Annotated in this window: 21 protein-coding genes; 17 read left to right on the forward strand and 4 right to left on the reverse strand. The window is 69.0% G+C overall.

What is annotated here, in order from left to right:
• Nucleotides 1-21: 21 nt before the first annotated feature.
• From Tchl_RS07300 to Tchl_RS07320, 5 genes are all read left to right on the forward strand, one after another.
• On the forward strand, nucleotides 22-903 hold the full coding sequence (locus tag Tchl_RS07300) for an NAD(P)-dependent oxidoreductase (RefSeq protein ID WP_075147815.1): 882 nt from the start codon (nucleotides 22-24) through the stop codon (nucleotides 901-903).
• Between the two features lie 102 nt (nucleotides 904-1,005).
• Nucleotides 1,006-2,259: a M24 family metallopeptidase gene (locus Tchl_RS07305; protein WP_075147816.1), complete on the forward strand. Its 1,254-nt coding sequence runs from the start codon at nucleotides 1,006-1,008 to the stop codon at nucleotides 2,257-2,259.
• A gap of 102 nt (nucleotides 2,260-2,361) precedes the next feature.
• On the forward strand, nucleotides 2,362-3,327 hold the full coding sequence (locus Tchl_RS07310) for a TRAP transporter substrate-binding protein (protein WP_075147817.1): 966 nt from the start codon (nucleotides 2,362-2,364) through the stop codon (nucleotides 3,325-3,327).
• Nucleotides 3,328-3,398: 71 nt separating this feature from the next.
• Nucleotides 3,399-3,890, forward strand: coding sequence for a TRAP transporter small permease (locus Tchl_RS07315; RefSeq protein ID WP_075147818.1), 492 nt, complete (start codon nucleotides 3,399-3,401; stop codon nucleotides 3,888-3,890).
• 13 nt (nucleotides 3,891-3,903) lie between these two features.
• The gene (locus Tchl_RS07320) at nucleotides 3,904-5,166 is read left to right on the forward strand and encodes a TRAP transporter large permease (protein WP_232311690.1); all 1,263 of its coding nucleotides are present in this window, start codon (nucleotides 3,904-3,906) and stop codon (nucleotides 5,164-5,166) included.
• 18 nt (nucleotides 5,167-5,184) lie between these two features.
• Here the strand turns inward: Tchl_RS07320 and Tchl_RS07325 are convergent, their stop codons facing one another.
• Together Tchl_RS07325 and Tchl_RS07330 are read right to left on the reverse strand one after the other, a co-directional pair.
• On the reverse strand, nucleotides 5,185-6,219 hold the full coding sequence (locus Tchl_RS07325) for a TRAP transporter substrate-binding protein (protein WP_075147820.1): 1,035 nt from the start codon (nucleotides 6,217-6,219) through the stop codon (nucleotides 5,185-5,187).
• A gap of 98 nt (nucleotides 6,220-6,317) precedes the next feature.
• Nucleotides 6,318-7,031, reverse strand: coding sequence for an alpha/beta fold hydrolase (locus Tchl_RS07330; protein WP_075147821.1), 714 nt, complete (start codon nucleotides 7,029-7,031; stop codon nucleotides 6,318-6,320).
• A 385-nt stretch (nucleotides 7,032-7,416) separates the two neighbouring features.
• Here Tchl_RS07330 and Tchl_RS07335 point away from each other — a divergent pair, with 385 nt between their 5' ends.
• Nucleotides 7,417-9,567 carry a molybdopterin-containing oxidoreductase family protein gene (locus Tchl_RS07335; protein ID WP_083945178.1) on the forward strand — a complete coding sequence of 717 codons (2,151 nt, stop codon included), beginning with the start codon at nucleotides 7,417-7,419 and terminating at the stop codon, nucleotides 9,565-9,567.
• 66 nt (nucleotides 9,568-9,633) lie between these two features.
• Nucleotides 9,634-11,037: a dihydrolipoyl dehydrogenase gene (gene lpdA, locus Tchl_RS07340; RefSeq protein WP_075147822.1), complete on the forward strand. Its 1,404-nt coding sequence runs from the start codon at nucleotides 9,634-9,636 to the stop codon at nucleotides 11,035-11,037.
• Nucleotides 11,038-11,051: 14 nt separating this feature from the next.
• On the opposite strand, the gene Tchl_RS07345 is transcribed toward lpdA, so the two are convergent.
• Nucleotides 11,052-12,182 (reverse strand): Fic family protein, encoded by a 1,131-nt coding sequence (locus Tchl_RS07345; protein ID WP_075147823.1) that lies wholly within the window; start codon nucleotides 12,180-12,182, stop codon nucleotides 11,052-11,054.
• 388 nt (nucleotides 12,183-12,570) lie between these two features.
• Here Tchl_RS07345 and Tchl_RS07350 point away from each other — a divergent pair, with 388 nt between their 5' ends.
• From Tchl_RS07350 to Tchl_RS07390, 9 genes are all read left to right on the forward strand, one after another.
• Nucleotides 12,571-14,070: an NAD-dependent succinate-semialdehyde dehydrogenase gene (locus tag Tchl_RS07350; RefSeq protein ID WP_075147824.1), complete on the forward strand. Its 1,500-nt coding sequence runs from the start codon at nucleotides 12,571-12,573 to the stop codon at nucleotides 14,068-14,070.
• Nucleotides 14,071-14,159: 89 nt separating this feature from the next.
• Nucleotides 14,160-15,221: a CobW family GTP-binding protein gene (locus tag Tchl_RS07355; protein WP_075147825.1), complete on the forward strand. Its 1,062-nt coding sequence runs from the start codon at nucleotides 14,160-14,162 to the stop codon at nucleotides 15,219-15,221.
• 67 nt (nucleotides 15,222-15,288) lie between these two features.
• A complete protein-coding gene (locus tag Tchl_RS07360; RefSeq protein WP_075147826.1) occupies nucleotides 15,289-17,496 on the forward strand; it encodes an alpha-ketoacid dehydrogenase subunit alpha/beta in 2,208 nt (735 codons plus the stop codon).
• 12 nt (nucleotides 17,497-17,508) lie between these two features.
• Complete coding sequence (locus tag Tchl_RS07365) at nucleotides 17,509-18,057, forward strand: VOC family protein (RefSeq protein ID WP_075147827.1); 549 nt, start codon at nucleotides 17,509-17,511, stop codon at nucleotides 18,055-18,057.
• A gap of 49 nt (nucleotides 18,058-18,106) precedes the next feature.
• The gene (locus Tchl_RS07370; protein WP_198158999.1) at nucleotides 18,107-19,432 is read left to right on the forward strand and encodes a pyruvate dehydrogenase complex dihydrolipoamide acetyltransferase; all 1,326 of its coding nucleotides are present in this window, start codon (nucleotides 18,107-18,109) and stop codon (nucleotides 19,430-19,432) included.
• 91 nt (nucleotides 19,433-19,523) lie between these two features.
• The gene (locus Tchl_RS07375) at nucleotides 19,524-20,438 is read left to right on the forward strand and encodes a LysR family transcriptional regulator (RefSeq protein WP_075147829.1); all 915 of its coding nucleotides are present in this window, start codon (nucleotides 19,524-19,526) and stop codon (nucleotides 20,436-20,438) included.
• Between the two features lie 134 nt (nucleotides 20,439-20,572).
• A complete protein-coding gene (locus Tchl_RS07380) occupies nucleotides 20,573-21,580 on the forward strand; it encodes a quinone oxidoreductase family protein (RefSeq protein WP_075147830.1) in 1,008 nt (335 codons plus the stop codon).
• Between the two features lie 110 nt (nucleotides 21,581-21,690).
• Nucleotides 21,691-21,966 (forward strand): type II toxin-antitoxin system Phd/YefM family antitoxin, encoded by a 276-nt coding sequence (locus Tchl_RS07385; RefSeq protein WP_075147831.1) that lies wholly within the window; start codon nucleotides 21,691-21,693, stop codon nucleotides 21,964-21,966.
• Between the two features lie 4 nt (nucleotides 21,967-21,970).
• Complete coding sequence (locus Tchl_RS07390) at nucleotides 21,971-22,354, forward strand: type II toxin-antitoxin system RelE/ParE family toxin (protein ID WP_075147832.1); 384 nt, start codon at nucleotides 21,971-21,973, stop codon at nucleotides 22,352-22,354.
• A gap of 50 nt (nucleotides 22,355-22,404) precedes the next feature.
• Here the strand turns inward: Tchl_RS07390 and trxC are convergent, their stop codons facing one another.
• Nucleotides 22,405-22,842 (reverse strand): thioredoxin TrxC, encoded by a 438-nt coding sequence (trxC, locus tag Tchl_RS07395; RefSeq protein ID WP_075147833.1) that lies wholly within the window; start codon nucleotides 22,840-22,842, stop codon nucleotides 22,405-22,407.
• A 174-nt stretch (nucleotides 22,843-23,016) separates the two neighbouring features.
• Between trxC and Tchl_RS07400 the strand changes: the two genes are divergently transcribed.
• Nucleotides 23,017-24,240 carry an alpha-hydroxy acid oxidase gene (locus Tchl_RS07400; RefSeq protein WP_198159000.1) on the forward strand — a complete coding sequence of 408 codons (1,224 nt, stop codon included), beginning with the start codon at nucleotides 23,017-23,019 and terminating at the stop codon, nucleotides 24,238-24,240.
• Nucleotides 24,241-24,265: the final 25 nt, after the last annotated feature.

A 24,265-nucleotide genomic window follows, 5' to 3' on the forward strand; every position in this document is an offset into this window, starting at 1 on the left:
CCATCAGCGAGGAGGCGAGCGATGAAGGTAGCTCTGGTCGGCCTGGGGCGGATGGGCGCGGCGATCGCCGGGCGCATCCTGGAGGGAGGTTTCGATCTGGTCGTCCATAACCGCAGCACGGAGAAGGCTGCCGGGCTCGCCGAGGCCGGCGCGCGGGTGGCCGGATCGGTGGCCGAAGCCTGTGCCGGTCGTGACGTCGTCATCACCATGGTGGCCGACGATGGCGCGCTCGGGGCGGTCGCCTATGGCGCCGGCGGGTTGTGCGCGTCGCTGCCGGCGGGCGCCGTCCATCTGGTGATGGGCACCCACGGCGTCGCTGCCCTCGGTGCGCTGGAAGAGGCCCACCGCCGGGCCGGCCAGCAGCTGGTGGCGGCGCCGGTGCTGGGCCGCCCGGACGCCGCTGCCGCCGGCGAGCTCGGCATCGTCGCGGCGGGGCCGGCCGATGCGGTGGCGCGCTGCCGGCCGCTGTTCGAGCTCATCGGCCGGCGCGTGTTCGCCGCCGGGGAGCGTCCCGCGGGCGCCGCGGTGATCAAGCTTTCGAACAATTTTCTGCTGGGGTCCTGCATCGAGGCGATGGGCGAGGCGTTCGCCCTCGCCCGCAAGTACGAAGTCGCGCCCGAAGTGCTTTACGACGTGCTCACCGAAGGTCTGTTCGCCGCTCCGGCGTACAAGGTCTATGGCCGCCTGATCGCCGACGAGGCCTACGAGCCGGCCGGCTTCGCCGCCCATCTCGGCCTCAAGGACGCCACCCTGGTGCTCGCCGCCGGGGAGGCGGCGCGGGTGCCGCTGCCGAGCGCGAACACGCTCCGCGACCGCCTGCTGAGCGCCATCGCCCACGGTGACGGCGACAAGGACTGGTCGGTGATGGCCCGCGAGCAGGCCCGTGCGAGCGGGCTCGAGTGATGGCCGGCGCCGCGCTTTCCTGTAGTTGAACCCTCCCCGCGACGCCTGCACCGGAGCCGGTGCGGGCGCCCCCTTGCCGACCGATCTGGAAAGGAGTTCACGATGAAATACAACCGCCCGCATGCAACCGCGCCCTGGGGCACCATGGCCAAGGACTGGGAGCACGGCATCGACTATCCACGCATGGTGCGCGAGCGTTTCCAGCGCGCCCAGCATGCGGTCAAGGCGGCCGGGCTGGGGGCCGTGCTGTGCTTCAACGTCGATAACGTGCGCTATGTCACCGGCACCCACATCGGCGAGTGGGTGCGCGACAAGTTCGACCGCTACTGCCTGTGCCCGCGCGACGGCCAGCCCTACCTGTGGGACCCGGCGCCGCCGGCGAAGCGGATCAGCTCGCCGTGGATCGCCGAGCACCTGGCCGCACCGATCAGCACCCTGCAGGGGGCGCTGCCGCCCGGCGTCGGCGCCGAGCAGGCGTTCGCCCGCCAGATCAGGAAGATGCTGGTGCATTACGGCATCGAACGCGAGCCGCTCGGCATCGACCTGCTCGAGCTGCCGATGCTGCGCGCGCTGGAAAAGGAAGGGATCGAGGTGGTCGATGGCCAGCAGGCCATGCTCGACGCGCGCGAGATCAAGACCGCGCAGGAGATCGAGTGCCTGAAGGTGGCCGCGGCCATGGTGGACGCCACCTACTACGACATCTGCAAGGCGATCCGGCCGGGGGTGCGCGAGAACGAGCTGGTGGCGATCGCCAACGACCGCCTGTTCCGCCTCGGCTCGGAGCGCGTCGAGTGCGTCAATTCGGTCGCCGGGCCGCGCGGCACGCCGCATTCGCACACCTTCTCCGACCGCATCATCCAGCCGGGCGACATGGTCTATCTGGACATCATGCATTCGTTCAACGGCTACCGGACCTGCTACTACCGCACCTTCGTGTGCGGGGAGCCGAACAAGCACCAGATCGAAGCCTACGAGACCGCCTCGAAGTGGATCAGCGCCTCGATCGATGCGATCCGCCCGGGAGCGACGGTGGAAGAGGTCGCCAGCGTGTGGCCGGCGGCCGAGGAGTTCGGCTACCACGACGAGGACGAGGCCTTCCTGCTGCAGTACGGCCACGGCATCGGCCTGAGCCTGTGGGAGCGGCCGATCATCAGCCGGCGCTTCAGCGGGCAGAGCACGGTGCTCAAGGAAGGCATGGTGTTCGCCGTCGAGACCTGGAAGGGCGCCGCCGACGGCTCGGGCGCGGCGCGCATCGAGGAGGAAGTGGTGGTGACGAAGGATGGCTGCGAAGTGATCACCAACTTCCCGTCGGACCGGCTGATTTCCTGCGGCCTGCCGGGGTGCGACGTGTTTTGAATGCTTATCCGGCGCTGCAGGCGGAACAATAATTTTCACGCCGCCCGCTCGCCTCTTCATCGGCCGCCTGAACGCGGCCATCCGCACGACAAGGAGGAGAACATGGATCTTTCCAGCCGTTTTGCCAGACTGGCCGCCATCCTGGCGTTTGCCGCAGCGGGCTTCGCTGCACCGGTGCACGCCGAGGAGTGGCGCTTCAGCACGCCCACCCCGGCAGCGCACATCTACACCAGGACGGCCGAGCGCATCGCCCAGGCGATCGGCGCCGAAGGCAAGGACCGGGTGACGGTCGCCCCCGCCAACCAGCTCGGCGACGTGCCCACCGTGCTGTCCCTGCTGCAGGGCGGCGCGCTCCAGCTCGCGGTGATCCCGGTCGGCGACCTGACCAACCGCGACCCGGCGTTCTTCGGCTGGTTCCTGCCGCGCAAGTTCGATTCGCTCGAAGGCGCGGCGAAGGCGGCCCACTCGAAGGAAGCGCTGGAAATGCTCGACCGCCTCGGGAAGCAGGGCCTGGTCGGCCTGGCCTACGTCCTCAACGGCCAGCGCCACGTCCTTTCCCGCAAGCCGATCGCTTCGGTCGAGGATTTCCGCAACCTCAAGGTCCGCGCCTTCCAGAGCGACATCTTCCGCGCCTGGTGGAGCGCGCTCGGTGCGGCGCCGACCGCGCTGCCGCTGCCCGAGATCATGCCTTCGCTGATCACCGGGGTGATCGATGCGGTGGACGTGGATCTCGAGATCGTCAATGCGTTGCGCATGTACGAGCAGGCGCCGCACGTGACGCTGACCCGGCACATGGTGTTCCCCGGGGTGATCCTGGCGTCGCGGACGTGGTGGGAGCGGCTCGACCCGGCGCGCCAGGAAAAAGTCCGTGCCGTGATCGCCGAGGCGCAGCAGTGGGCGCTCGACGACGTGGTCGCCGACGAGGCGGCGCTGGTCGAGCGCCTGGCCAAGGCGGGGGCCAAGGTGGCGCAGTTCGATGGCGCGCAGTTCTCGGCCCAGGTCGAGACGGTGCGCAGGCAGTTCATCGACCGCGATCCGCTGATCCGGGCATTCGATCAGGCGAACTGAAACCCGAGCCCGGCCGCAGGGCGGCGCATCCGCCTCCTGCGACCGGGTTTGCTCAAGGAGGGAAACCTGTCATGGGTGCTCTGTTCCGGATCGACCGCCTGTTCGCCCGCCTCGAACTCGGGGTCGCGGTCGCCGCACTGGCGAGCCTGGTGGTGCTGCTGATCGCGCAGGTGTTTTTCCGCTACGTCCTCATGGCGCCGCTGTTCTTCGCCGAAGAGGTCGCGCTGCTGCTGCTGATCGTGGCGAGCTTCGCCGGCCTCAGCCTGCTGGTCGCCGAGCGCAAGCTCGTCGCCGTCGACATGGTCGGCGCCTTCGTTGCGCCGCGCCTGCAGCGCTGGATCCGCTGGGCGGCCGGGATTGCGGTGCTGCTCACCGCGGCGGTGCTGGCCGGGTACGCGGTGAGCTATCTGACGGTGCCCTGGATCTGGCTCGAGCGTTCGGCCACCGTGCCGATGCCGCGGGCGGTGCTCTACCTGCTCGTCACCAGCGAGCTGGTCCTGCTGTGTTTCCACCAGGCCGTGCAGTCGATTGCGGATTTTCCGCCGCTGGCCGGGGAGGGCTGAAGCGATGCTGACGATGAGTGCGTTTTTCGTATTGCTATTCCTGGGCCTGCCGATCGTCTTTCTGCTGCTCGGCACGGCGATCCTGTTCGTCTTCGAGGCCGAAGCGGACATGATGCTGAACAGCTTCCTGGTGCAGTCGGTCAAGGGCGTTGAGGTCAACGGGTTCCTCGCTATTCCGCTGTTCATGCTGGTCGGCGAGATCATGACCCGCGGCCAGATCACCGAGCGCCTGATGCGCACCGCGGCCCGCCTGGTCGGGGGCCTGCGCGGCGGCCTGGCCTACGTCAATGTCGTGGTCAATGCGCTGGCCGCGGCGATCCTCGGTTCTGCCACCGCGCAGATCGCGGTGATGAGCCGGGTGATCGTGCCCGAGATGGAGCGCCATGGTTACGACCGTCGCTATGCCGCGGGGCTCACCGTGGCGACGGGGTTGCTCGGACCGATCATCCCGCCGTCGATGCTGATGATCATCTACGGCGTGCTGGCCTATCAGTCGGTGGCGACCCTGTTCATCGCCGGCATCGTCCCGGGACTGCTGATCACGCTGTTTTTCTTCGTCGCCGTCGCCATGTCGGGCAAGCACCTGCCGGCGAGGTCCGAGGCGCCGCTGCCGGCATCGAGCTGGCGCGAGATCGGGCTCGATGCATTGCCCCTGCTGATTCCGGTGACGATCATCGCCGGCATCGTCTCCGGGGTGATGACGCCAACGGAGTCGGGTGCGGTGGCGACGGTGGTTTCCGTGGCCCTTGCGGTGACCGTCTATCGCAGCCTGGGCTTCGGCGATGTCGTGCCGCTGCTGCGCGAGGTCGTCCTGTCCTCGGCTTCGATCATCGCGCTGATCGGTTTTGCCACGCTGCTCGGCTGGGTGCTGTCCTACAAGGGCATTCCGGCGATGATGGCCGACGGGCTGGCGTCGCTGTCGGTCGGCCCGGTCAGCTTCCTGCTGCTGGTCTGTCTGGTGGTGTTCATCCTCGGCATGTTCCTCGACGGCATCGGCGTGCTGATCTTCATCGTGCCGATCCTGCTGCCGGTGGCGCAGTCGTTCGGCGTGGACCCGATCCATTTCGGCGTGGTGCTGGCGGTCGCGACCCTGACCGGGCTGGTCTCGCCTCCGGTCGGCCCCGGGCTGTACATCGCGATGGATGCGACCGGGCTGAAGATGCTGCCGCTGTTCAAGGCGACGCTGCCCTTCATGTTCGGCTTCCTGCTCGCGCTGCTGGCGATCGTGCTGCTGCCCGAACTGTCGGTGGCGCTGCCGGCCTGGCTGGCGCTGTAGGCCGGCGGCGCGGAAAATCTACTGCGCCGCCCCGTGCTGCGCGATCAGCGCACGCGCGTCCTGGAGCATGGCCGGGCCGGGCAGACCGGCCTTGTTCATGTTGTCCACGTATTCGTCCTGCAGGTCGGCGGCGGCTGCGATCCAGCGGTCGATCTCGGTCGTCGGCAGGGTGTGGAAGGTGTTGCCGCGCGCGATCGCGGTATTGCGGCTGGGCTCCTTGGCCTCGTCCCATACCCGGCCGGCGTGGGCGGAGAGCTCCATGCCGCTGTTGCGGTCGATGATCGCCTTGAGGTCGTCGGGCAGGCCGGCGTAGCGCGCCGGGTTCATCGCCATCACGAACACGTTGGTGTACAGCGAGGGGCGTTCGGCGGGCGTTTCGATGTGGTACTTGACCATCTCCTGCAGCTTCACCGAAGGGATCACTTCCCAGGCCAGCAGGAAGCCGTCGACCACGCCCTTGCTGACCGCCTCCGGCAACGACGGCAGCGGCATGCCCACCGGGGTGGCGCCGAGCCGCGTCAGCAGCTTGGTTGCGAACCGCGTCGGCGCGCGCACCTTGAGGCCGCGCAGGTCTTCCATCTTGTGCACCGGAGTGTCGCGGGTGTGCAGGTAGCCTTCCTCATGGATGTTGAACAGCAGCGGCTTGACCGCGCCGAATTCCTTTGTCGCGTGCCGGGTGTAGAAGGTCCATGCCGCGCGCGAGCCGGCTTCGGCGCCGGCGGTCATGAACGGCAGTTCGAACACCTCCATGATCGGGAAACGGCCGGGGGTGTAGCCGGGCAGGGTATAGACGATGTCGGCGACGCCGTCGCGGGCCTGGTCGTAGAGCTGGGCAGGCGTGCCGCCGAGCTGCATCGAGGGGTAGATCTGGCACTTCATGCGGTTGTTCGATTCGGCCGCGATGCGCTCGCACCAGGGCTTGATGATCTTCTGCGGGGCGTTTGCGTTCGGCGTCCACATGTGATGAACCTTCAGGGTGACCTCCTGGGCGGTGGCGGGTAACGCGCCACAGGCCAGCAGGCCGAGCAGGGCGAAGCGCTGGTGCAGGGACATGCTTTTCTCCTCCGTTGTCGTGGTGTTGCCGGTGAAAGCTGAAAGGGCGTGCGTGAATGCGGGTTGGTGGCGGGTGGGATGAAGGCGCAGGGCCGTCTTCAGTCCGCTTGCCGCAGCCAGGCGTGCAGGGCGGCGGTGACGGCGGCGGGCTGCTCCATCGGCGCCATGTGGCCGCTGTCTTCGATCGGCACCAGCCGCGCCTGCGGCCGCAGGGCCTGCATCGCCGCGTGGCGGGCCAAGGGGCTCCAGGCGTCCTGGCGGCCGCAGATCAGCATCACCGGGCAGGCCAGCGACGCGAACAGCGGGCGGGCGTCGGGGCGTCCGAGCAGGGCGGTGATCTGGGCCCGGAAGCGCTCCGGCGTGCTGCGCGCGATCATATCGAGGATGGCCTCGAAGAGCGGGGTGTCGAGCCGCGCCGGATGGACCATGGCGCGCGCCCACTCCTGCCCCATCGCGCGCATCCCGGCGTCGCGGGCGAGCTGCAGCAGGCGCAGGCGCTGGCTGCGTTCGTGCGCGCCGGGCTCGCCCGCGGCAAGCGCTTCGAGCCCGCTGTCGAGGAGGGCGATGCGGGCGATGCGCTGCGGCGCCTGGCGCGCCACTTCGAGTGCGGCACGGCCGCCCATCGAATGGCCGGCGAGGGCGAGCGGGCCGTCGGGGGCCTGGGCCAGCACCGCCCGCGCCATGCCGGCAAGGGATTCGCAGTCGCCGTAGGCGGGCACGATGCAGTGCACGGCGGTGCCGAGCGCGGCGCACTGTGCGGACCAGACCGCGTTGTCGCACAACAGGCCGGGCAACAAAATCAGCGTGGACATGGAGCGGGCTCCTCCCCCTTTCGTGATCGCCTTGCGCGGCGCGCCGCGCGGCCATGCCGGAGGTGGCAATGTGGGCACTGTAGGCGCGCCCCCGGTATGGTTCCGATGCCAAATCTTCCCGTCTTGATCGAATTCAGGGAACACCTTGCGGCGGATCGGTGCCGGGCCGGTCGAGCGCCATGGGGGCGGGCAGCGAAAGGCGCGGGGCGGGCGAGGAGGTGCATTCCCCGGCAGGCGTTTGGTGGAATCGATCAGGTTCGGAAGATTCGGTATCGGGGTGGCTGCGACCCACGGCGTAAGCTTGGAAAACGGTGCCATCGCCCGATGGCGGACAAAGGAGTGCCGCGGCTCGACCGTGGCCCGCACGACTGGAGGATGGGTTGCGATGAATCATGCTGTTTTGGAGGGCGCCCGTGCGGCGCAGGCCGGTGCCGGCACCCGGGTCCTGAAAAGCGTCTGCCGTTCCTGTCATGGCGGCTGCGGGACGCTGCTCCACGTCAGGGACGGCGAGCTGATCAAGGTCGAGGGCGACCCCGACTCCCCGCTCAACCGCGGCCGGCTGTGCCCGATCGGCACCGTGACCCGCGACCTCGTCTACCACCCCGACCGCCTCAAGTACCCGATGCGCCGCCGTGGCAAGCGCGGCTCGGGGGAGTGGGACCGGATCAGTTGGGACGAAGCCCTGGACGAAATCTCGGAGCGCCTGCTCGCCATCCGCGCGCAGTACGGCGCCGAGTCGATCGCGCTCGGCACCGGCACCGGGCGTCACCACATCCGCTGGGTGTCGCGCTTCGGCAACGCGCTGGGCACGCCGAACTGGTGCGAGCCCGGCTTCGCCCAGTGCTTCCACCCCCGCGTCAACACCTGCATCCTGACCATGGGTGACTACCCGGTGTGCGACTTCACCGGCGACACTCCGGCGCAGTGCATCCTGTACTGGGGGCACAACCCGGTGAACTCCGGTCCCGATGGTGAAACCCGCTTCAACGTGCGCGACTCGCTGGCGGCGGCCAGGCACGTCATCGTCGTCGATCCGCGCGAGACCGAACTGGCGAAGCGCGCCGACCTGTGGCTGCAGCTGCGTCCCGGCACCGACGACGCCCTCGGCCTGGCGATGCTCAACGTCATCATCGGCGAGAAGCTCTACGACGAGCCGTTCGTGCGTGAATGGACCCACGGCTTCGACGAACTCGCCCGCCACGTCGCCCAATACACGCCGGAGTGGGCCGAACCGATCACCTGGGTGGCGGCCGACAAGATCCGTGCCGCGGCGCGCCTCTTTGCGCGCACCAAGCCGGCGCTGCTGGAATGGGGGTGCGCGATCGAGCACACCCCGAAGTGCATCCAGACCATCCGCGCGCTGTCGATGCTCCCGGTGCTGACCAACAACATCGAGGTGCCTGGCGGCTGGGTGTTCGGCATGCACGGCATCGGCCGCTTCCCCAGCCTGATCGAGATGCTCAGCCCCGAGGCCAACGCCAGACGCCTGGGCGCGGACCGCTTCAAGATGCTTGCGGGCGAAGGCGCCGACTTGCCGGCGGCGCACATCCCGACCCTGCTCCAGGCCATGCGCGAAGGTAAGCCGTATCCGGTCAAGGCCTTCCTCGTGTTCGGCAACAACACCCTGACCACCTATGCCAACAGCGCGCTGGTGTACGAGTCGCTGATGAAGCTCGACTTCATGGTCAATGCCGACCTGTTCATGACGCCGACCGCCGAGCTGGCCGACATCGTGCTGCCGGCGGCGTCGTGGCCCGAGCTCGACCAGATCGCCGGCCTGCCGACCATCGCCGCCAACGTCGTCCTCGGCCAGCAGCGCGCGGTGCGCGTGCATGAGTGCAAGGCCGACGAGGAGATCTTCGTCGAGCTGGCCCGGCGGATGAAGCTTGACGGCTGCACTGAGCCGGTGCGCGAGGTGCTCGATTCCCAGCTCAAGGGTCTCGGCCTCACGTTCCAGGAACTCACCGAGCGCGGCTTCGTGAATATCCCGATCCAGTACAAGAAGTACGAGGAAAAGGGCTTTCGCACGCCCACCGGCAAGATCGAGCTGTATTCCACCCGGATGGAGCAGATGGGCTATGCGCCGCTGCCCTACTACGAGGAGCCGCCGGAGAGCCCGCTCAGTGCGCCCGAGGTCGCCAGCGAGTATCCGCTGGTGCTGACCACCGGCGGGCGGATTCCGTTCTTCTTTAACTCCGAGCACCGCCAGATCGAACGGGTGCGCAAGGCGCGCCGCGAGCCGCGTGCCGAGATCCACCCCGACACCGCCGCCGCGCTGGGAATCGCGGACGGCGACTGGATGTGGGTCGAGACCCGGCGCGGGCGCATGAAGCAGCGCGCGAAGCTGACCACCGGCATTGATCCGCGGGTGATCAACGCCGAGCATGCGTGGTGGTTCCCCGAAGAGGATGGCCCGGAGTACGGGGTGTGGAAGTCGAACGTCAATCTGCTGACCGACAACCAGCCGCCCTACGACCCGGCGATGGGGACCTACCAGCTGCGTGCGCTGCTGTGCCGGGTCGGCAAGGCCGACTGACCAACCCGCGCGCCGCGGGCCCGCCAGAAGGTGGGGGTGGCGCGGCCTATCTTTCCGATTCGATCCATGACCGACAACAACAGCTACGACCTCATCGTGATGGGGGCGGGACCGGGGGGCTATGTGGCGGCGATCCGCGCCGCCCAGCTCGGGATGAAGACCGCGGTGGTCGAGCGCGAGCACCTAGGCGGGATCTGCCTGAACTGGGGGTGCATCCCGACCAAGGCGCTGCTGCGCTCGGCCGAGATCGGGCGCCTGGCGCGGCACGCCGCCGAGTACGGCGTGTTGGTGCCGGAACCGAAGTTCGATCTCGAGCGCATCGTGCAGCGTTCGCGTGCGATCGCCGCCCAGCTCAATGGCGGCATCCGTCACCTGCTGAACAAGAACAAGGTCAGCGTCATCGAGGGCGAGGCCCGGCTGGCCGCCCCGGGGCGGGTGGCGGTGACTCGGGCCGGGGCGGAGGCGGGCACGTTCTCGGCGCCTCATCTCATCCTCGCCACCGGCGCGCGCGCGCGCCAGTTGCCGGGGTTGGAGGACGACGGCCGGCTGGTGTGGACCTACCGCAAGGCGATGACGCCCGACGTGCTGCCGCAGTCGCTGCTGATCGTCGGCTCGGGGGCGATCGGCATCGAGTTCGCCAGCTTCTACCACGCCCTCGGCAGCCAGGTGACCGTGGTCGAAGTCATGGACCGCATCCTCCCGGTGGAAGACGAGGACATCTCGGCGCTCGCGCGCAAGGCCTTCGAGGACCAGGGCATGCGCATCCTCACCGGGGCGAAGGCGAGCATCGTGCGCAAGGCGGGCGAGCGCGTCACCGCCCGCATCGAGGCGGGCGGAGCGGCCGAGGAGCTCACCGTGGACCGCGTCATCGTCGCCGTCGGCATCACCCCGAACATCGAAAACCTCGGCCTCGAGCACACCCGGGTGAGGCTCGAACGCGGCCACATCGTCACCGACCCGTGGTGCCGGACCGACGAGCCCGGCCTCTACGCGATCGGCGACGTCACCCGGCCGCCGTGGCTCGCGCACAAGGCCAGCCACGAGGCGATGATCTGCGTCGAAGCGATCGCCGGCCTGGCCGACGTCCATCCGCTCGAGCTGCGCAACATCCCCGGCTGCACCTATTCCCACCCCCAGATCGCCTCCGTCGGCCTGACCGAGCGCGAGGCCCGCGAGCAGGGCCACGAAGTCCGGGTCGGGCGCTTTCCCTTCGCCGGCAACGGCAAGGCGATCGCCCTCGGCGAGCCCGAAGGGCTGGTGAAGACGGTGTTCGACGCCCGCTCAGGCGAGCTGCTCGGTGCGCACATGATTGGTGCCGAGGTCACCGAGCTGATCCAGGGCTACACCCTGGCGAGGACCCTGGAAGCGACCGAAGCCGAGCTGATCGCCACCGTCTTCCCCCACCCGACCCTGTCGGAAACGATGCACGAGGCGGTGCTCGCCGCCTACGGGCGGGCGATTCACGTCTGATCAAGACATCGGGTTTACTGACCCGCAAGTTCGTAGCCCGTGCTGCGCCCGCCGCCGGGCGACTTCTTCAGCACGCCCAGTTCCAGCAACTGCGTGATGTCGCGCAGCGCGGTGTCCGGCGAGCACTTGGCGATAGCCGCCCACTTGCTGCTGGTGAGCTTGCCCTCGAAGCCGTCGAGCAGGCGGTTGAGCAGCTTTACCTGCCGCTCGTTCAGCGGCCTTCCTTGTCCAATGAGCGCCCAGCGCTGCCAGAACCGCGCCTTGACCAGCACGGCATCCAGCGTGGCCTGCGCGCTGGTGACGGCGCGTCCGAGCGTGCCGAGGAACCATGACAGCCAGCCGGTGACGTCCAGCGTGCCCTTCTGTGTGCGTTCGAGCACGTCGTAGTAGTCCTTGCGCTCGCGCTGGATTTGCGCCGACAGGCTGTAGAAGCGTTGCGGGCTGCCATCGGCGCGGGCCAGGAGCAGATCGCCCACGGCGCGGGCGATGCGTCCATTGCCATCATCGAACGGGTGCAGCGTGACGAACCAGAGGTGCGCCAGCCCCGCCTTGATGAGCATGGGCTCGCCGGTTTCCTCGTTCGCCCATGCCAAGAACCGCGTTGTTTCGGTGGGTAGCGCGTCGGCGGGCGGTGCTTGGAAGTGAATCTTGCGCCGCCCCACCGGGCCGGACACGACCTGCATCGGCCCGCTGGCATCGTCGCGCCACTGGCCCACGGTGAGCTTGTTCATCCCCGAGTATCCCGTCGGGAACAGCGCCGCGTGCCAACCGAACAGGCGCTCGGCGGTCAGTGGGGAGTCGGCGTGGAATGTGGCGTCGAGCACCATCTCGACCACGCCTTCGACGTGCCGGTCCACCGGCGCGAGCGCGCCGATGTCCACGCCCAGACGCCGGGCGATGGACGAGCGCACCGATCCGACATGGAGGACTTCGCCCTCGATTTCGCTGGTCTTGACCACGTCCTCGGTGAGCGCGGCAAGGCTGGCCTGATCGCGTAGCGCCATGCCCACGTCGGCCAGGCGGCCCAGCAGCACACCCTGGGCGCGGCTGACCTCGATCAACGGTCCGGTCAGTGCCGACAGGTCGTAGCGCCAAGCCGGCCAGTCATCGGCCTGCCAGATGTAGAGTTTTTCTACGCTATCCATGCGGAGATTAAACGCCCGACTCACCGCAAAGGCAAGCTTTTCTCCGCGTCATATGCGGAGAATGAGGCTGCCAATCGCCCCATGCGGCCCGCTGACGCCGAGTTCGATGCACAAGAGCACGCGCACCGGCCACGGACGGATCGAAGTGCGTCGCTGATTACCTGATCAACCCATGTGCACAACTTGACGCACACAACTCACCTCATCCGCCGGGTATGGGGGCACTGTGACCTGCGAATCGGTGATCGTGGCGGGTGATCGCCATACTGAATCTTGTTGCTCGAAGATTGAATCACTTGGCGATCGCCCGCCTGCCTAGAATGCCCTTGCTGATGCAGGCAAGCGCGGCAACAGGCAGTCCATTTCCGACAATCTTCGAGGGCGATTCATGAACGACCTGGCTTTCTCCGGCCTTGAACTGACCGACCCGGGCCTGCTGCGCCAACGCTGCCATGTCGATGGCGCGTGGGTGGCGGCCGACGGCGGGGCGACGCTGGCGGTGTTCGATCCCGCAACCGGGGCCTGCCTGGGCAGCGTTCCCGATCTGGGGGCGGCCGAGACCCGGCGTGCGATCGAGGCCGCCGGTGCCGCCTTTCCGCGGTGGCAGGCGAAGCTGGCGAAGGAGCGCAGCGCGATCCTGCGGCGCTGGTTCGAGCTGATCCTCGCCCACCAGGAAGACCTGGCGCGGATCATGACCGCCGAGCAGGGCAAGCCGCTGGCCGAGGCGCGCGGCGAGATCGCCTACGCAGCATCGTTCATCGAATGGTTCGCCGAGGAGGCCAAGCGCACCTACGGCGACACCATCCCGACCTACCAGGCCGACAAGCGCCTCGTCACCATCAGGCAGCCGGTCGGGGTGTGCGCCGCGGTCACGCCGTGGAACTTCCCCGCGGCGATGATCACGCGCAAGGCCGGCCCCGCGCTCGCCGCCGGATGCACGATGATCGTCAAGCCGGCGAGCGCGACCCCCTATTCGGCGCTCGCGCTCGCCGAGCTGGCCGCGCGCGTGGGGGTGCCGAAAGGGGTGTTCAACGTCCTCACCGGCTCGGCGACCCGGATCGTCGGCGAGCTGACGGCGAGCCCGGTGGTGCGCAAGCTCACCTTCACCGGCTCGACCGAGATCGGCAAGGTGCTGATGCGCCAGTGCGCGGACACGGTCAAGAAGGTGTCGCTGGAGCTGGGCGGCAACGCCCCCTTCATCGTCTTCGAGGATGCCGACCTCGATGCGGCGGTCGATGGGGCGATGCTGTCGAAGTACCGCAACAGCGGACAGACCTGCGTGTGCACCAACCGCCTGCTCGTCCAGCGCAAGGTCTATGACGACTTCGCCGCCCGCCTCAAGGAACGGGTGGAGACGCTGAAGGTCGGCAACGGTTTCGAGGCCGGTGTCACCCAGGGACCGCTGATCGACGCCGGTGCCGTGCGCAAGGTCGAGGAACACATCGCGGACGCCGTCGCCAAGGGCGCGAAGGTGCTCACCGGCGGGCGCCGCCTCTCCGCAGAAGGGCTGTTCTTTCCGCCCACCGTACTCACCGGGGTGACGCCCGAGATGAAGGTGGCGAGCGAGGAAACCTTCGGCCCGCTGGCGCCGCTGTTCGTCTTCGACGACGAGGCCGAGGCGATCCGCCTCGCCAACGACACCGAGTACGGGCTCGCCGCCTATTTCTACACCCGCGATCTGGGGCGCGCCTGGCGCGTGGCTGAAGCGCTCGAGTACGGCATGGTCGGCATCAACACCGGCCACATCTCCACCGAGGTGGCGCCGTTCGGCGGCATCAAAGCGTCGGGGATCGGGCGCGAGGGCTCGCGCTACGGCATCGACGAATACACCGAGATCAAGTATCTGGCGATGGGCGGGATCGGCGCTTGCAACGCGGTTCCGGCGTGAGGCGAGGGCCGTACGGCCTGATCCGGGGAAGCAAAAAACATGAAATACGGCGCAAACGAAGTGCGCCGCCAGTGGCCGGGGGAGGCGCCATGAGCCGGATTCCTGTTTCCATCGTCAGCGGTTTTCTCGGCAGCGGCAAGACCACGCTGCTCAACCGGCTGCTGCGCCAGCCCGGGATGTCCGACACGGCGGTGATCGTCAACGAGTTCGGCGAGATCGGGCTCGATCATGAGCTGGTCGAGGCCGGCGACGGTTCGGTGGTGCTCCTGCCCAACGGCTGCGTGTGCTGCGCGGTGCGGGGCAGCTTCGTCCAGGCCCTGGATGATCTGCACCAGCGTCGTGCGCGGGGGGCGGTCACGCGCTTTGCGCGCGTCGTGGTCGAGACCTCCGGCCTCGCCGACCCCGGCCCCCTGATCCAGGCCCTGCTCGCCGAGCCTTCGCTGCGTGCGCGCTACCTGTTCGATACGGTGACGGCGACCGTCGATGCGGTCCATGGCGCGGCCACCCTCGACACCCACCTGGAGGCGGTCAGGCAGCTCGCCGTCGCCGACCACATCGTGCTGACCAAGCAGGACATGCTGCCCGAAGACACCGCCGAAGCCACCGTGGCCGAGCTGACCCGGATGCTGCGCCAGGTCAATCCGGGGGCGACGCTCGGCACCGCGTCGGCGGCGATCGACGCGCTCGTCTGTGCCGCGCCCTTCGACCCGGAACAGGGCGTTGAGCTCGGGCGCTGGCTGCGCGATACCGCCTACCGCGGCCGGCAGGAATGCCGTCATGGGCGGTACCGCGGGCGGGTGCGCTCGTTCTGTGTCGTGCGCGAGGAGGCGATTGACGAAGGCGCACTCGAACTCTTCCTGTCCGGGCTGTGCAAGCACCTGGGAGCGCGTCTGCTGCGCCTCAAGGGCATCGTCCGGGTCGCCCAGCGGCCGGATCGTCCCGTCGTCGTGCAGGGGGTGCAGACTTTGCTGCACGAGCCGGTCCGGCTGGCGCGCTGGCCGGGGCCGGAGCGGCGCACCCGGCTGGTGTTCATCACCCTCGACATCGAGCAGGACGAGATTGAGGACATGCTCGGTCTGATGGAACGCATGCAGGCCCGCGCCCTCCTTGCCCGGATGCGCGCGGGCGGCCTGCCGGCTGCCGCTGCGTGAGCTCCGGATCGAACCGACGCCGTATCGCGCCGCCGTGTGCCGGCGGCTGTCGCTGAAAGGAACAGAAATGCCACTCATCAACGATCTTCGCTACGACGCTCCCTGGCAGGAGGTCATCGCCACCGCCGACGACTGGGACCACCTGGGGCCGGCCACCGTGCTGCGGATGCTGCACCACCTGCACCTGGTGCGCGTCTTCGAGGAAACCGTGCTCGAACTCGACGGCGAAGGGCTGGTCCATGGCCCCGCCCACTCCAGCATCGGCCAGGACGGCGGCGCGGTGGGCGCGGTGTCGCTGCTGCGCTCGTCCGACCTGATCACCGGCTCGCACCGCGGCCACCACCAGTTCCTCGCCAAGGGCCTCGCCCATCTCGATCAAGGCGAGGCCGACCCGCGGCGTACGCCGCTGTCCGAGGGGGTCAGGACCATGCTCTACCGTGCGCTCGCCGAGATCCTCGGCCTTGCCGACGGTTACTGCCGGGGGCGGGGCGGTTCGATGCACCTGCGCTGGGCCGAGGCCGGCGCGCTCGGCACCAACGCCATCGTCGGCGGCGGCGTGCCGCTGGCCACCGGTGCGGCGTGGGCGTGCAAGCGGCGTGGCGCGGGGGACGTGGCGTTCACCTTCCTCGGCGACGGGGCGGTCAATATCGGCGCGGTGCCCGAGTCGATGAACCTGGCCGCGCTGTGGTCGCTGCCGGTGTGCTTCTTCATCGAGAACAACGGCTACGCGGTGTCGACCCGGCTGAGCGAAGAAACGCGCGAGACGCGGCTGTCCTCGCGCGGCGGCGCCTACGGCATTGCGGCGCTGCGCGTGGACGGGATGGATCCGGTGGCGGTGCGCGTGGCCACGCAGCGGGCGGTGGATGCGATGCGCGCCGGGCAGGGGCCGTACATCATCGAGGCCGAGGTGTATCGCTACTTCCACCACGGTGGCGGCCTGCCGGGCAGCGCCTTCGGCTACCGGAGCAAGGAGGAGGAGGCCGCCTGGCGCGCGCGCGACCCCTTGGCCTGCCTGGCCAGAGGCATGATCGAGCGCGACTGGCTGAGCGCCGACGAGGATGCGGCGCTGCGCGCAGGGGCGCGCGCCTGCATGGCTGAAATCGTCGCCCGGCTCACCGAAAAGGACGGCGCCAAGCGCCGCATCGTCCCTGCGCTGTGGCCCCAGGCCACGTTCCGCGACGAGGGCGTGCGCGGTGATCTGGCCGAACTCGCCGGCGTCCGCTGCGAGGAACTGGAAACTGCGAGCGGCAAGGTGGGCGAGGTCAAGTTCATCAGCGCGGTGGCCGGGGTGATGGCGCGGCGGATGGAATGCGACGAGCGCATCTTCTGTCTCGGCGAGGACATCCACAAGCTCAACGGCGGCACCAACGGCGCGACCCGCGGGCTGGCAGCGCGCTTTCCGGACCGCATCGTGCCGACCCCGATCGCCGAGCAGGGCTTCGTCGGGCTGGCCGGCGGGGTGGCGATGGAAGGCCATTACCGCCCGGTGGTCGAGCTGATGTATGCCGATTTCGCCCTCGTCGCCGCCGACCCGCTGTTCAACCAGATCGGCAAGGCGCGCCATATGTTCGGCGGCGACATGGCGGTGCCGCTGGTGCTGCGCAGCAAGTGTGCGATCGGCACCGGCTACGGCTCCCAGCATTCGATGGACCCCGCCGGCCTGTATGCGATGTGGCCCGGGTGGCGGATCGTCGCGCCGTCGACGCCGTTCGACTATGTCGGCCTGATGAACAGTGCCCTCCAGTGCGACGACCCGGTGCTGGTGATCGAGCACGTCGGCCTGTACAACACCACCGCCCCCGGCCCGCTGGAGGATTTCGACTACCACATTCCGCTCGGCAAGGCGAAGGTGGTCCGCCCCGGCAAAGCATTTACCGTGCTGACCTACCTGGCGATGACGCCGCTCGCGGTGAAGGTCGCCGACGAACTCGGCGTCGACGCCGAAGTGATCGACCTGCGCTCGCTCGATCGCGCCGGCATCGACTGGGAGACGATCGGCGACAGCGTGCGCAAGACCAACAACGTGGTCGTCCTCGAACAGGGCTCGCAGACCGCGTCCTACGGCGCGCTGCTCGCCGACGAGGTGCAGCGCCGGCTGTTCGACCACCTCGACCAGCCGGTCAAGCGCATCCACGGCGGCGAGGCGGCGCCGAACGTTTCCAAGGTGCTCGAGCGCGCGGCCTTCGTTGGTGCCGAGGAGGTGCGTGCCGGCTTCATCGAGGTGATGGCCGACGCTGACCATCCGCTGCCGCCCGGCGGGCAGCGCCCGGACTGAGGAGGAATCGCGATGTCTTCGAATCCGCAAACCGCAGGACTGCCCGGGCTGCGCGGCACCGACCACATCGGCTTCACCGTGCCGGATCTGGACGAGGCGGTGGATTTCTTCGTCGGGGTGATCGGCTGCGAGCCGTTCTACGAGCTGGGGCCGTTCGCTGCCGACGACGACTGGATGGCCACCCACCTCGACGTGCACCCGCGCGCGGTGATGAAGCGGCTGAAGTTCCTGCGCTGCCGGCACGGGTCCAATTTCGAGCTGTTCGAATACGACGCCCCCGGGCAGAACCGCCGGCAACCGAGGAACAGCGACGTCGGCGGCCATCATCTCGCCTTTTACGTGGACGACATCGATGCCGCGCTCGCCCACCTGCGCGCCCATGGCGTGCGCATCCTCGGCGAACCGACGGTGCGCACGAGCGGGCCGAATGCCGGCCAGACCTGGGTCTATTTCCTCGCGCCGTGGGGGATGCAGCTCGAACTGGTGAGCTTCCCGGACGGCAAGGGCTATGAACGCGACACCGCGCGGCGGCTGTGGCATCCCGCGCGGCCGGCGCAGTGAATCCTGAATATCGATCGGAGAGGCAAGCATCGTGGCCGTTGAAATTCTCATGCCATCGACCGGGGCGTCGATGAGCGAAGGCAGCATCCTGCGCTGGCTCAAGCAGGAAGGTGAAGCGGTCGAGCGCGGCGAGGCGCTGTTCGAGATCGAGACCGACAAGGCGGTGGCCGAGGCGCCCGCCCCGGCGTGCGGCATTCTCGGCAGAATCCTGGCGGCCGGAGGCAGTGAAGGCATCAAGGTAGACAGCGTGGTCGGGCTGATCGCCGTCGACGGCGAGGACCCGGCGACCCTGGCCGCGGCCGTGCCGGCCGGTGCGACGCCGGTGGGCTCGGCACCGGCGGCCAGTCCGGCGGCAGCCGCTCCGGCACCGGCTGCCGCGGCCACCGCCGCGGGCGAAGCGTCGCCGGCCGCTGCGCACGGGCGGATTCCGGCCAGCCCGCTGGCACGGCGACTGGCCCGCGAAACGGGCGTCGATCTGAGCGTCGTGCGCGGCCGTGGGCCGCATGGCCGGGTGTTGCGCGCCGACGTCGAAAGCGCTGCGCGGCAGGCCGCCGAGGTGCTGGTGCCGTCTGCCGCGTTGGCGCCGGGCAGGACTGCGCCGCTGCCGGCGGCTACGGTGGCCGCAGCGGGAACGGCAGCACCCTCAGCGGCCGGCGCCGCCTTCGAGGACATTCCGCATTCGGCGATGCGGCGGGTGATCGCCCAGCGCCTGGGGGAAGCCAAGCGCACCGTGCCGCACTTCTACCTCAGCCTCGATTGCACGGTCGATGCGCTGCTCGCCTTGCGTGCGCAGCTCAACGCCCAACTCGACGCCCAACTCGACGCCCAGGTTGGCGCCCACCCCGGCGGCGGCAAGCTGTCGGTCAACGATTTCATCGTCAAGGCGGTGGCGCTCGCCCTGCGGCGCGTGCCCGGGTGCAATGCGGCATGGACAGAGGCGGCGATCCGCCGCTTCGCCGAGGTCGACGTCGCGGTCGCGGTGGCGACGCCGGGCGGGCTGATCACCCCCATCGTGCGCCATGCCGATGACAAGAGCCTGGGCACTCTCTCCGCCGAGCTCAGGGCGCTCGCCGGTCGCGCCCGGGAAGGGCGGCTGAAGCCCGAGGAGTACCAGGGCGGCGGGTTCACCGTCTCCAATCTGGGCATGTACGGCATCCGCGAGTTCGCCGCGATCATCAACCCGCCGCAGGCCTGCATCCTCGCCGTGGGCGCCTGCGAGCCGCGCCCGGTGGTGCGCGACGGCAGCCTCGCGGTGGCGACCCTGATGAGCTGCACCCTGTCGGTCGACCATCGCGTGGTCGATGGTGCCCTGGCGGCGGAATTTCTGGCGGAATTCCGCCGCCTGATCGAAAATCCGCTCGCGATCCTGGTGTAGCGGGGTCGCCCACCGCGCTCCGGCGGCATGCCGGCGCGCGGTGCCGGGGACGCCCGCGCATGCCGACAAGGGAATCAGGAAATTTTCCAGGATGAAGCTGAGCCAGCTGCAACATTTGATCGCGGTCGCCGAAGCGGGCACCGTCCGCCAGGCCGCGAAGGTGCTGTTCCTGTCGCAGTCGTCGGTGACGAAGAGCATCCACCAGCTCGAGGAGTCGTTGGGCGTCGAGCTGTTCCACCGCGGTTCCCATGGGGTCACCCCCACCGCCGCCGGGCGTGCCCTGATCGCTCGCGCCAAGGTCGTCGAGGCCGAGTTGCGCGAGGCCCGCAACGACATCGATTCGATCGTGGGGGCGGGTACCGGCGACCTCAGGATCAGCATCTCGCCGACCGTCTCCGTCGGTCTGGCGCCGCAGGCGGTGATCGAATTCAAGCGCTCGCGGCCGCGGGTCTCGGTCCAGATCCAGGAGGGCGTCTATCCCGACGTGCTGCAGTCGGTGCGCACCGGCGACATCGATTTCGCGATTTGCCTGATGCCCGAGCGGCCGCGCGACGAGGGGCTGTCCTGCGAGCTGCTGCTGCCCGACCGGGTGACGCCGGCGGTGCGTGCGAGTCACCCGCTGGCTTCGTCGCGGAAGAAGCTGGTAGACCTGGTTAATGCCGACTGGGTGATCTACCGCCTCGGCCGCAGCGGGCGCGACGTCTTCGAGCAGACCTTCCTCGCTTCGGGGCTCAAGCCGCCTTCGAGCACTATCGACTGCGCCTCGTTTGCCGCCACCCTGACCCTGGTCGAGCGCGGCGACTACATCACCCTGGTGCCGAAGCGGCTGTTCGCCGACAAGGCCGCGCGCTGGGGGATCGTGCCCCTCGTCATGGAGTCGCCGATGCCGGCATGGAACATCGCGGTGTTTTACCGTGCGGAGCACGAGCTGTCGCCGGTGTGCCTGGCCTTCCTGCACGAACTGCGGGCTGCCGCCACCGACATCCTGACCCGCCAGTCGGGTTGAAGCAGGGCTGCTCGCCTGGTCGCGGGCAATTCGATATCGGGCGGGATTGATCGCTTGTATCGATCGGCGCTGAATGCGGCGTGCCGTCTGTTATGTTGCTGCCAAGACAGACGCATCTTCGGGGATGAGCGGTGATGAGCGGAAAAAACAGTGAGGAGGCCGCCGCGGTCGCGGTGCGGCTGGTCGAACAAGCCGCCGATGCCGCGTCGCTGCGGCCGGTAATCACGCCCCAGCCCTATCCCCGCCTCGGCCACGGACACTGCATCGTCGAGGTCAGGAGCGCCGGGGTCAATCCAAGCGACGCGAAGGCCGCGCTCGGGCTGATGCCGCATGCGGTGTGGCCACGGACGCCGGGTCGCGACTACGCGGGCGTCATCGTCGGCGGCTCTTCCCACCTGGTCGGCATGGAAGTGTGGGGCAGCGGCGGGGATCTCGGCATCGTGCGCGACGGCAGCCACGCCCGCTATCTGGTGATCGACACCGCCGCGGTCAGCATCAAGCCGGCTGCGCTGAGCATGCGCGAAGCCGGCGCTGTCGGTGTGCCGTTCGTCACCGCCTACGAAGGCCTGCGGCGGGCCGGGTTGCCGGTCGCGGGGGAAGTCGTGCTGGTGATGGGCGGCAACGGCAAGGTCGGCCAGGCCGCGATCCAGCTCGCCGCCCAGCGCGGCGCCCGCGTGTTCGCGGTCAACCGCCGCGGCGAAGCGTATGCCGGCCACGCCTGCGCACCGGTCGAGCTGATCGATGCCGAGCGCGGCGATATCGCCGGGCAGGTACGCGAGCGCACCGCCGGGCGGGGCGCCGACATCGTCTTCAACACCGTGGGCAGCCCCTATTTCGCCGCCGCCAATCAGGCAATGGCGCCCGGCGCACGCCAGATCCTGATCTCGACCCTCGACCGCGCCGTGCCCTTCGACATCTTCCAGTTCTACCGCGGTCGACACACCTACGTTGGCATCGACTCGCTCGCCCTCGACAGCATTGCCTGTGCGCGCATCCTCGACGAACTGGCCCCGGGCTTCGCCGCCGGAACGCTTGCGCCCTTCACGACGCCGCCGGATGCCGTCTATCCGCGCGAGCGCGCCGCCGATGCCTACCGGGCGGTGCTCGGCGGGGCACGTCAACGGCTGGTGCTCGAGGGGTGAGCTGCCACCGGCTGCACTCATGGGCAGCAAACCCGGCAAGGGCTGCAACAAGCGCAACGCTCGGGTGTCTGCTACATTGAGCGTTAACGTTTTTGTTAAAGAGTGCCGTCATGAGCTTCGCTTCCCGAGATATTGTGCCGATCAGCGATGCCCGCGCTCGCCTGACCGAGCTCTCCGATGAAGTGGTGGCCGGTGCGGAGAAACTGCTGACCAAGAACGGCACCGCCTACGTTGCCATCGTCGATGCCAGGAAGCTCGATTACTACCACGCACTGGAAGAGGAACACGCCAGCCTGGTGCTGCTGACCGAGGCTGAAGCGGGCCTGCGCGAGCTTCTGGCAGGACATCGCGTATCGAATGCCGATCTCCTGAAGGGGTTGTCCTGAAGGCATGGCGTTACCGCCTAACGCCCTTGTCGAGGCTGCACCGAACTTCCAGATCAGCCTGGACGCCGCGCTCCGGTTTTTTCAGGTTCAAGATGCTGACAGTGCCGGTGCTCGGTCCGCCAGGCTGAAGGCGGACCTCCGCGATATGGTCGCGGTGCTGGCATGGTCTCCTGCGAGTGGTCGGCCCGCACGATTTCTGTCGGCAAGGTCTGCACAAGCGAAGCTGAAGGCCGATGCGGTCCAGCAACTGGCAGCGCAGGCCGGCTTGCCACACCTACGGGAGTACGTTGTCGGTCAGCACATCGTGCTTTATGCCCACTCCGAAACCGATGTGGTGTTATTGGCAATCAAGCACCAGCGGCAGTTGGGGTATTCAGGAGAGCCCTGAGTCGGGCTATGCGGCAGTGATTTCCTCGATCCCCGACCCGACCCCGACCCTCACCCGCCCTGGCCGCGCACCCAGCGCACGATTTCTCCCGCGCCCATCGCGCCGGCCTGGCGCGCGACTTCGCGCCCGCCCCGGAACAGCGCCAGGGTCGGGATGCTGCGGATGGCGAAGCGGGCGGCGAGGGGCTGCTCCGCGTCGGTGTCGACCTTGGCCAGCCGGACCCGGGGTTCGAGCTCGCCGGCGGCGTGGGCGAAGGCGGGGGCCATCGTGCGGCAGGGGCCGCACCAGGGCGCCCAGAAGTCGACCAGGACGGGAATGTCGCTGCGCGTGAGGTGGCGCTCGAAGCGGGTGCTGTCGAGTTCGACCGGGTGGGCGGTGAACAGCGGGCGCTTGCACTGGCCGCAGGCAGGGGCGTCGGCGAGGCGGGCGGCGGGGATGCGGTTGACGGCATCGCAGTGCGGGCAGACCAGATGCAAGGAATCGGGCATGGTGCGCTTCCGGGAAAATCAGGTGTTGCTCATATAGGGGCGGATCCCACCGCTTCAAGCACGTCCGCTGCCGGAAAGGGAGGCGCCGCCGCCTTGCGCCGGCGGGCCGTCGACCGGGGTGCTGGCGCGGGTACAATCGGACGCTTCTCCTTCGACCCTGCCGGCCGCCGACCCGTGACTCCGAAACGCCGTCTCTACCGTGGCCGCGACCCTGCCCGCGCGCACAGCATCGCCGAGCTGCGGGCGATGGCGGCGCGCCGGCTGCCGAACTTCTGCTTCGAATACCTCGAAGGCGGCGCCGACGACGAGCTCACCCTGGCGTACAACCGCCGTGCCTTCGACGAACTGCTGTTGCTGCCGCGCACGCTGGTCGATGTGTCGTGCTGCGAGCTGGCGGTGCCGCTGTTCGGTGCGCCCATCGAGATGCCGGCGCTGATCGCGCCCACCGGCTTCAATGGCCTGCTCACCCACGAAGGCGACCGCCTGCTCGCCGAGGCGGCACGCGCGGCGGGGATTCCGTTCTGCCAGAGCATGGTGTCGACGCTGGCGCTGGAGGAGATCGCCGCCACCGGGGTGCGCCACTGGATGCAGATCTACCCGTTCAAGGACCGCGTCAACCTCGCCGCGCTGCTCCGGCGCGCCGAGCACGCCGGGGTGGAGGCGATCGTGCTGACCACCGACGCCGCGGTGTTCGGCAATCGCGAGTGGGACCGCCGCAACTACCGTGCGCCGATGAAGTTGTCCGCGCGCAACCTGATCGACGTCGCCCTCCATCCGCGCTGGGTGGCCGACGTGCTGGTGCCGCACGGCGTGCCGCGCTTTCGCAACCTGGGCGATGCGCTGCCGCCGGGCCAGGACAGTGCGCGCAATGCCGCCACCTTCCTCGCTGCGCAGATGGACCCTGCGCTCACCTGGGACGAGGTGCGCCGGCTGCGCCAGCAGTGGCCGCGCAAGCTGCTGGTGAAGGGGGTGCTGCTGGCCGAGGATGCGCTGCGCGCCCAGGCGGCGGGCGCCGATGGCGTGATCGTCAGTAACCACGGCGGGCGCCAGCTCGACACCGCGCCGGCGCCGATCGCGCAGCTGGCGGCGGTGCGTGCGGCGGTGGGGGCGGAAATGACGGTGATCGTCGATAGCGGCCTGCGCCGCGGCAGCGACTTCGTCAAGGCGCGGGCGCTGGGGGCGGATGCGGCGATGGCGGGGCGGGCGACGCTGTACGGCCTGGCCGCCGCCGGCGGGGCCGGGGCGGCACGCGCGCTGGAGATCCTGCGCACCGAAATGGCGCGCACCCTGGGGCTGATCGGCTGTCCGCAGATGGCGGCGGTCGATGCCCGCTTCGTCGGTGCGGCGGAGCGGGAGCCCTGGCCCGCCCGGGAGCACGGGAAATTTGTCACGACATGAAGGAGATGCGTGCGTGCGGCCCCGG

This window comes from Thauera chlorobenzoica (assembly GCF_001922305.1).
Classification (GTDB): Bacteria; Pseudomonadota; Gammaproteobacteria; order Burkholderiales; family Rhodocyclaceae; genus Thauera; species Thauera chlorobenzoica.

Excerpts from the sequence above, each read along its gene's own strand:
- Tchl_RS07300 (WP_075147815.1), top strand. The coding sequence starts at position 22 with ATGAAGGTAGCTCTGGTCGGCCTGGGGCGGATGGGCGCGGCGATCGCC.
- Tchl_RS07305 (WP_075147816.1), top strand. The coding sequence starts at position 1,006 with ATGAAATACAACCGCCCGCATGCAACCGCGCCCTGGGGCACCATGGCC.
- Tchl_RS07310 (WP_075147817.1), top strand. The coding sequence starts at position 2,362 with ATGGATCTTTCCAGCCGTTTTGCCAGACTGGCCGCCATCCTGGCGTTT.
- Tchl_RS07315 (WP_075147818.1), top strand. The coding sequence starts at position 3,399 with ATGGGTGCTCTGTTCCGGATCGACCGCCTGTTCGCCCGCCTCGAACTC.
- Tchl_RS07320 (WP_232311690.1), top strand. The coding sequence starts at position 3,904 with ATGAGTGCGTTTTTCGTATTGCTATTCCTGGGCCTGCCGATCGTCTTT.
- Tchl_RS07325 (WP_075147820.1), bottom strand. The coding sequence starts at position 6,219 with ATGTCCCTGCACCAGCGCTTCGCCCTGCTCGGCCTGCTGGCCTGTGGC.
- Tchl_RS07330 (WP_075147821.1), bottom strand. The coding sequence starts at position 7,031 with ATGTCCACGCTGATTTTGTTGCCCGGCCTGTTGTGCGACAACGCGGTC.
- Tchl_RS07335 (WP_083945178.1), top strand. The coding sequence starts at position 7,417 with ATGAATCATGCTGTTTTGGAGGGCGCCCGTGCGGCGCAGGCCGGTGCC.
- lpdA (WP_075147822.1), top strand. The coding sequence starts at position 9,634 with ATGACCGACAACAACAGCTACGACCTCATCGTGATGGGGGCGGGACCG.
- Tchl_RS07345 (WP_075147823.1), bottom strand. The coding sequence starts at position 12,182 with ATGGATAGCGTAGAAAAACTCTACATCTGGCAGGCCGATGACTGGCCG.
- Tchl_RS07350 (WP_075147824.1), top strand. The coding sequence starts at position 12,571 with ATGAACGACCTGGCTTTCTCCGGCCTTGAACTGACCGACCCGGGCCTG.
- Tchl_RS07355 (WP_075147825.1), top strand. The coding sequence starts at position 14,160 with ATGAGCCGGATTCCTGTTTCCATCGTCAGCGGTTTTCTCGGCAGCGGC.
- Tchl_RS07360 (WP_075147826.1), top strand. The coding sequence starts at position 15,289 with ATGCCACTCATCAACGATCTTCGCTACGACGCTCCCTGGCAGGAGGTC.
- Tchl_RS07365 (WP_075147827.1), top strand. The coding sequence starts at position 17,509 with ATGTCTTCGAATCCGCAAACCGCAGGACTGCCCGGGCTGCGCGGCACC.
- Tchl_RS07370 (WP_198158999.1), top strand. The coding sequence starts at position 18,107 with ATGCCATCGACCGGGGCGTCGATGAGCGAAGGCAGCATCCTGCGCTGG.
- Tchl_RS07375 (WP_075147829.1), top strand. The coding sequence starts at position 19,524 with ATGAAGCTGAGCCAGCTGCAACATTTGATCGCGGTCGCCGAAGCGGGC.
- Tchl_RS07380 (WP_075147830.1), top strand. The coding sequence starts at position 20,573 with ATGAGCGGAAAAAACAGTGAGGAGGCCGCCGCGGTCGCGGTGCGGCTG.
- Tchl_RS07385 (WP_075147831.1), top strand. The coding sequence starts at position 21,691 with ATGAGCTTCGCTTCCCGAGATATTGTGCCGATCAGCGATGCCCGCGCT.
- Tchl_RS07390 (WP_075147832.1), top strand. The coding sequence starts at position 21,971 with ATGGCGTTACCGCCTAACGCCCTTGTCGAGGCTGCACCGAACTTCCAG.
- trxC (WP_075147833.1), bottom strand. The coding sequence starts at position 22,842 with ATGCCCGATTCCTTGCATCTGGTCTGCCCGCACTGCGATGCCGTCAAC.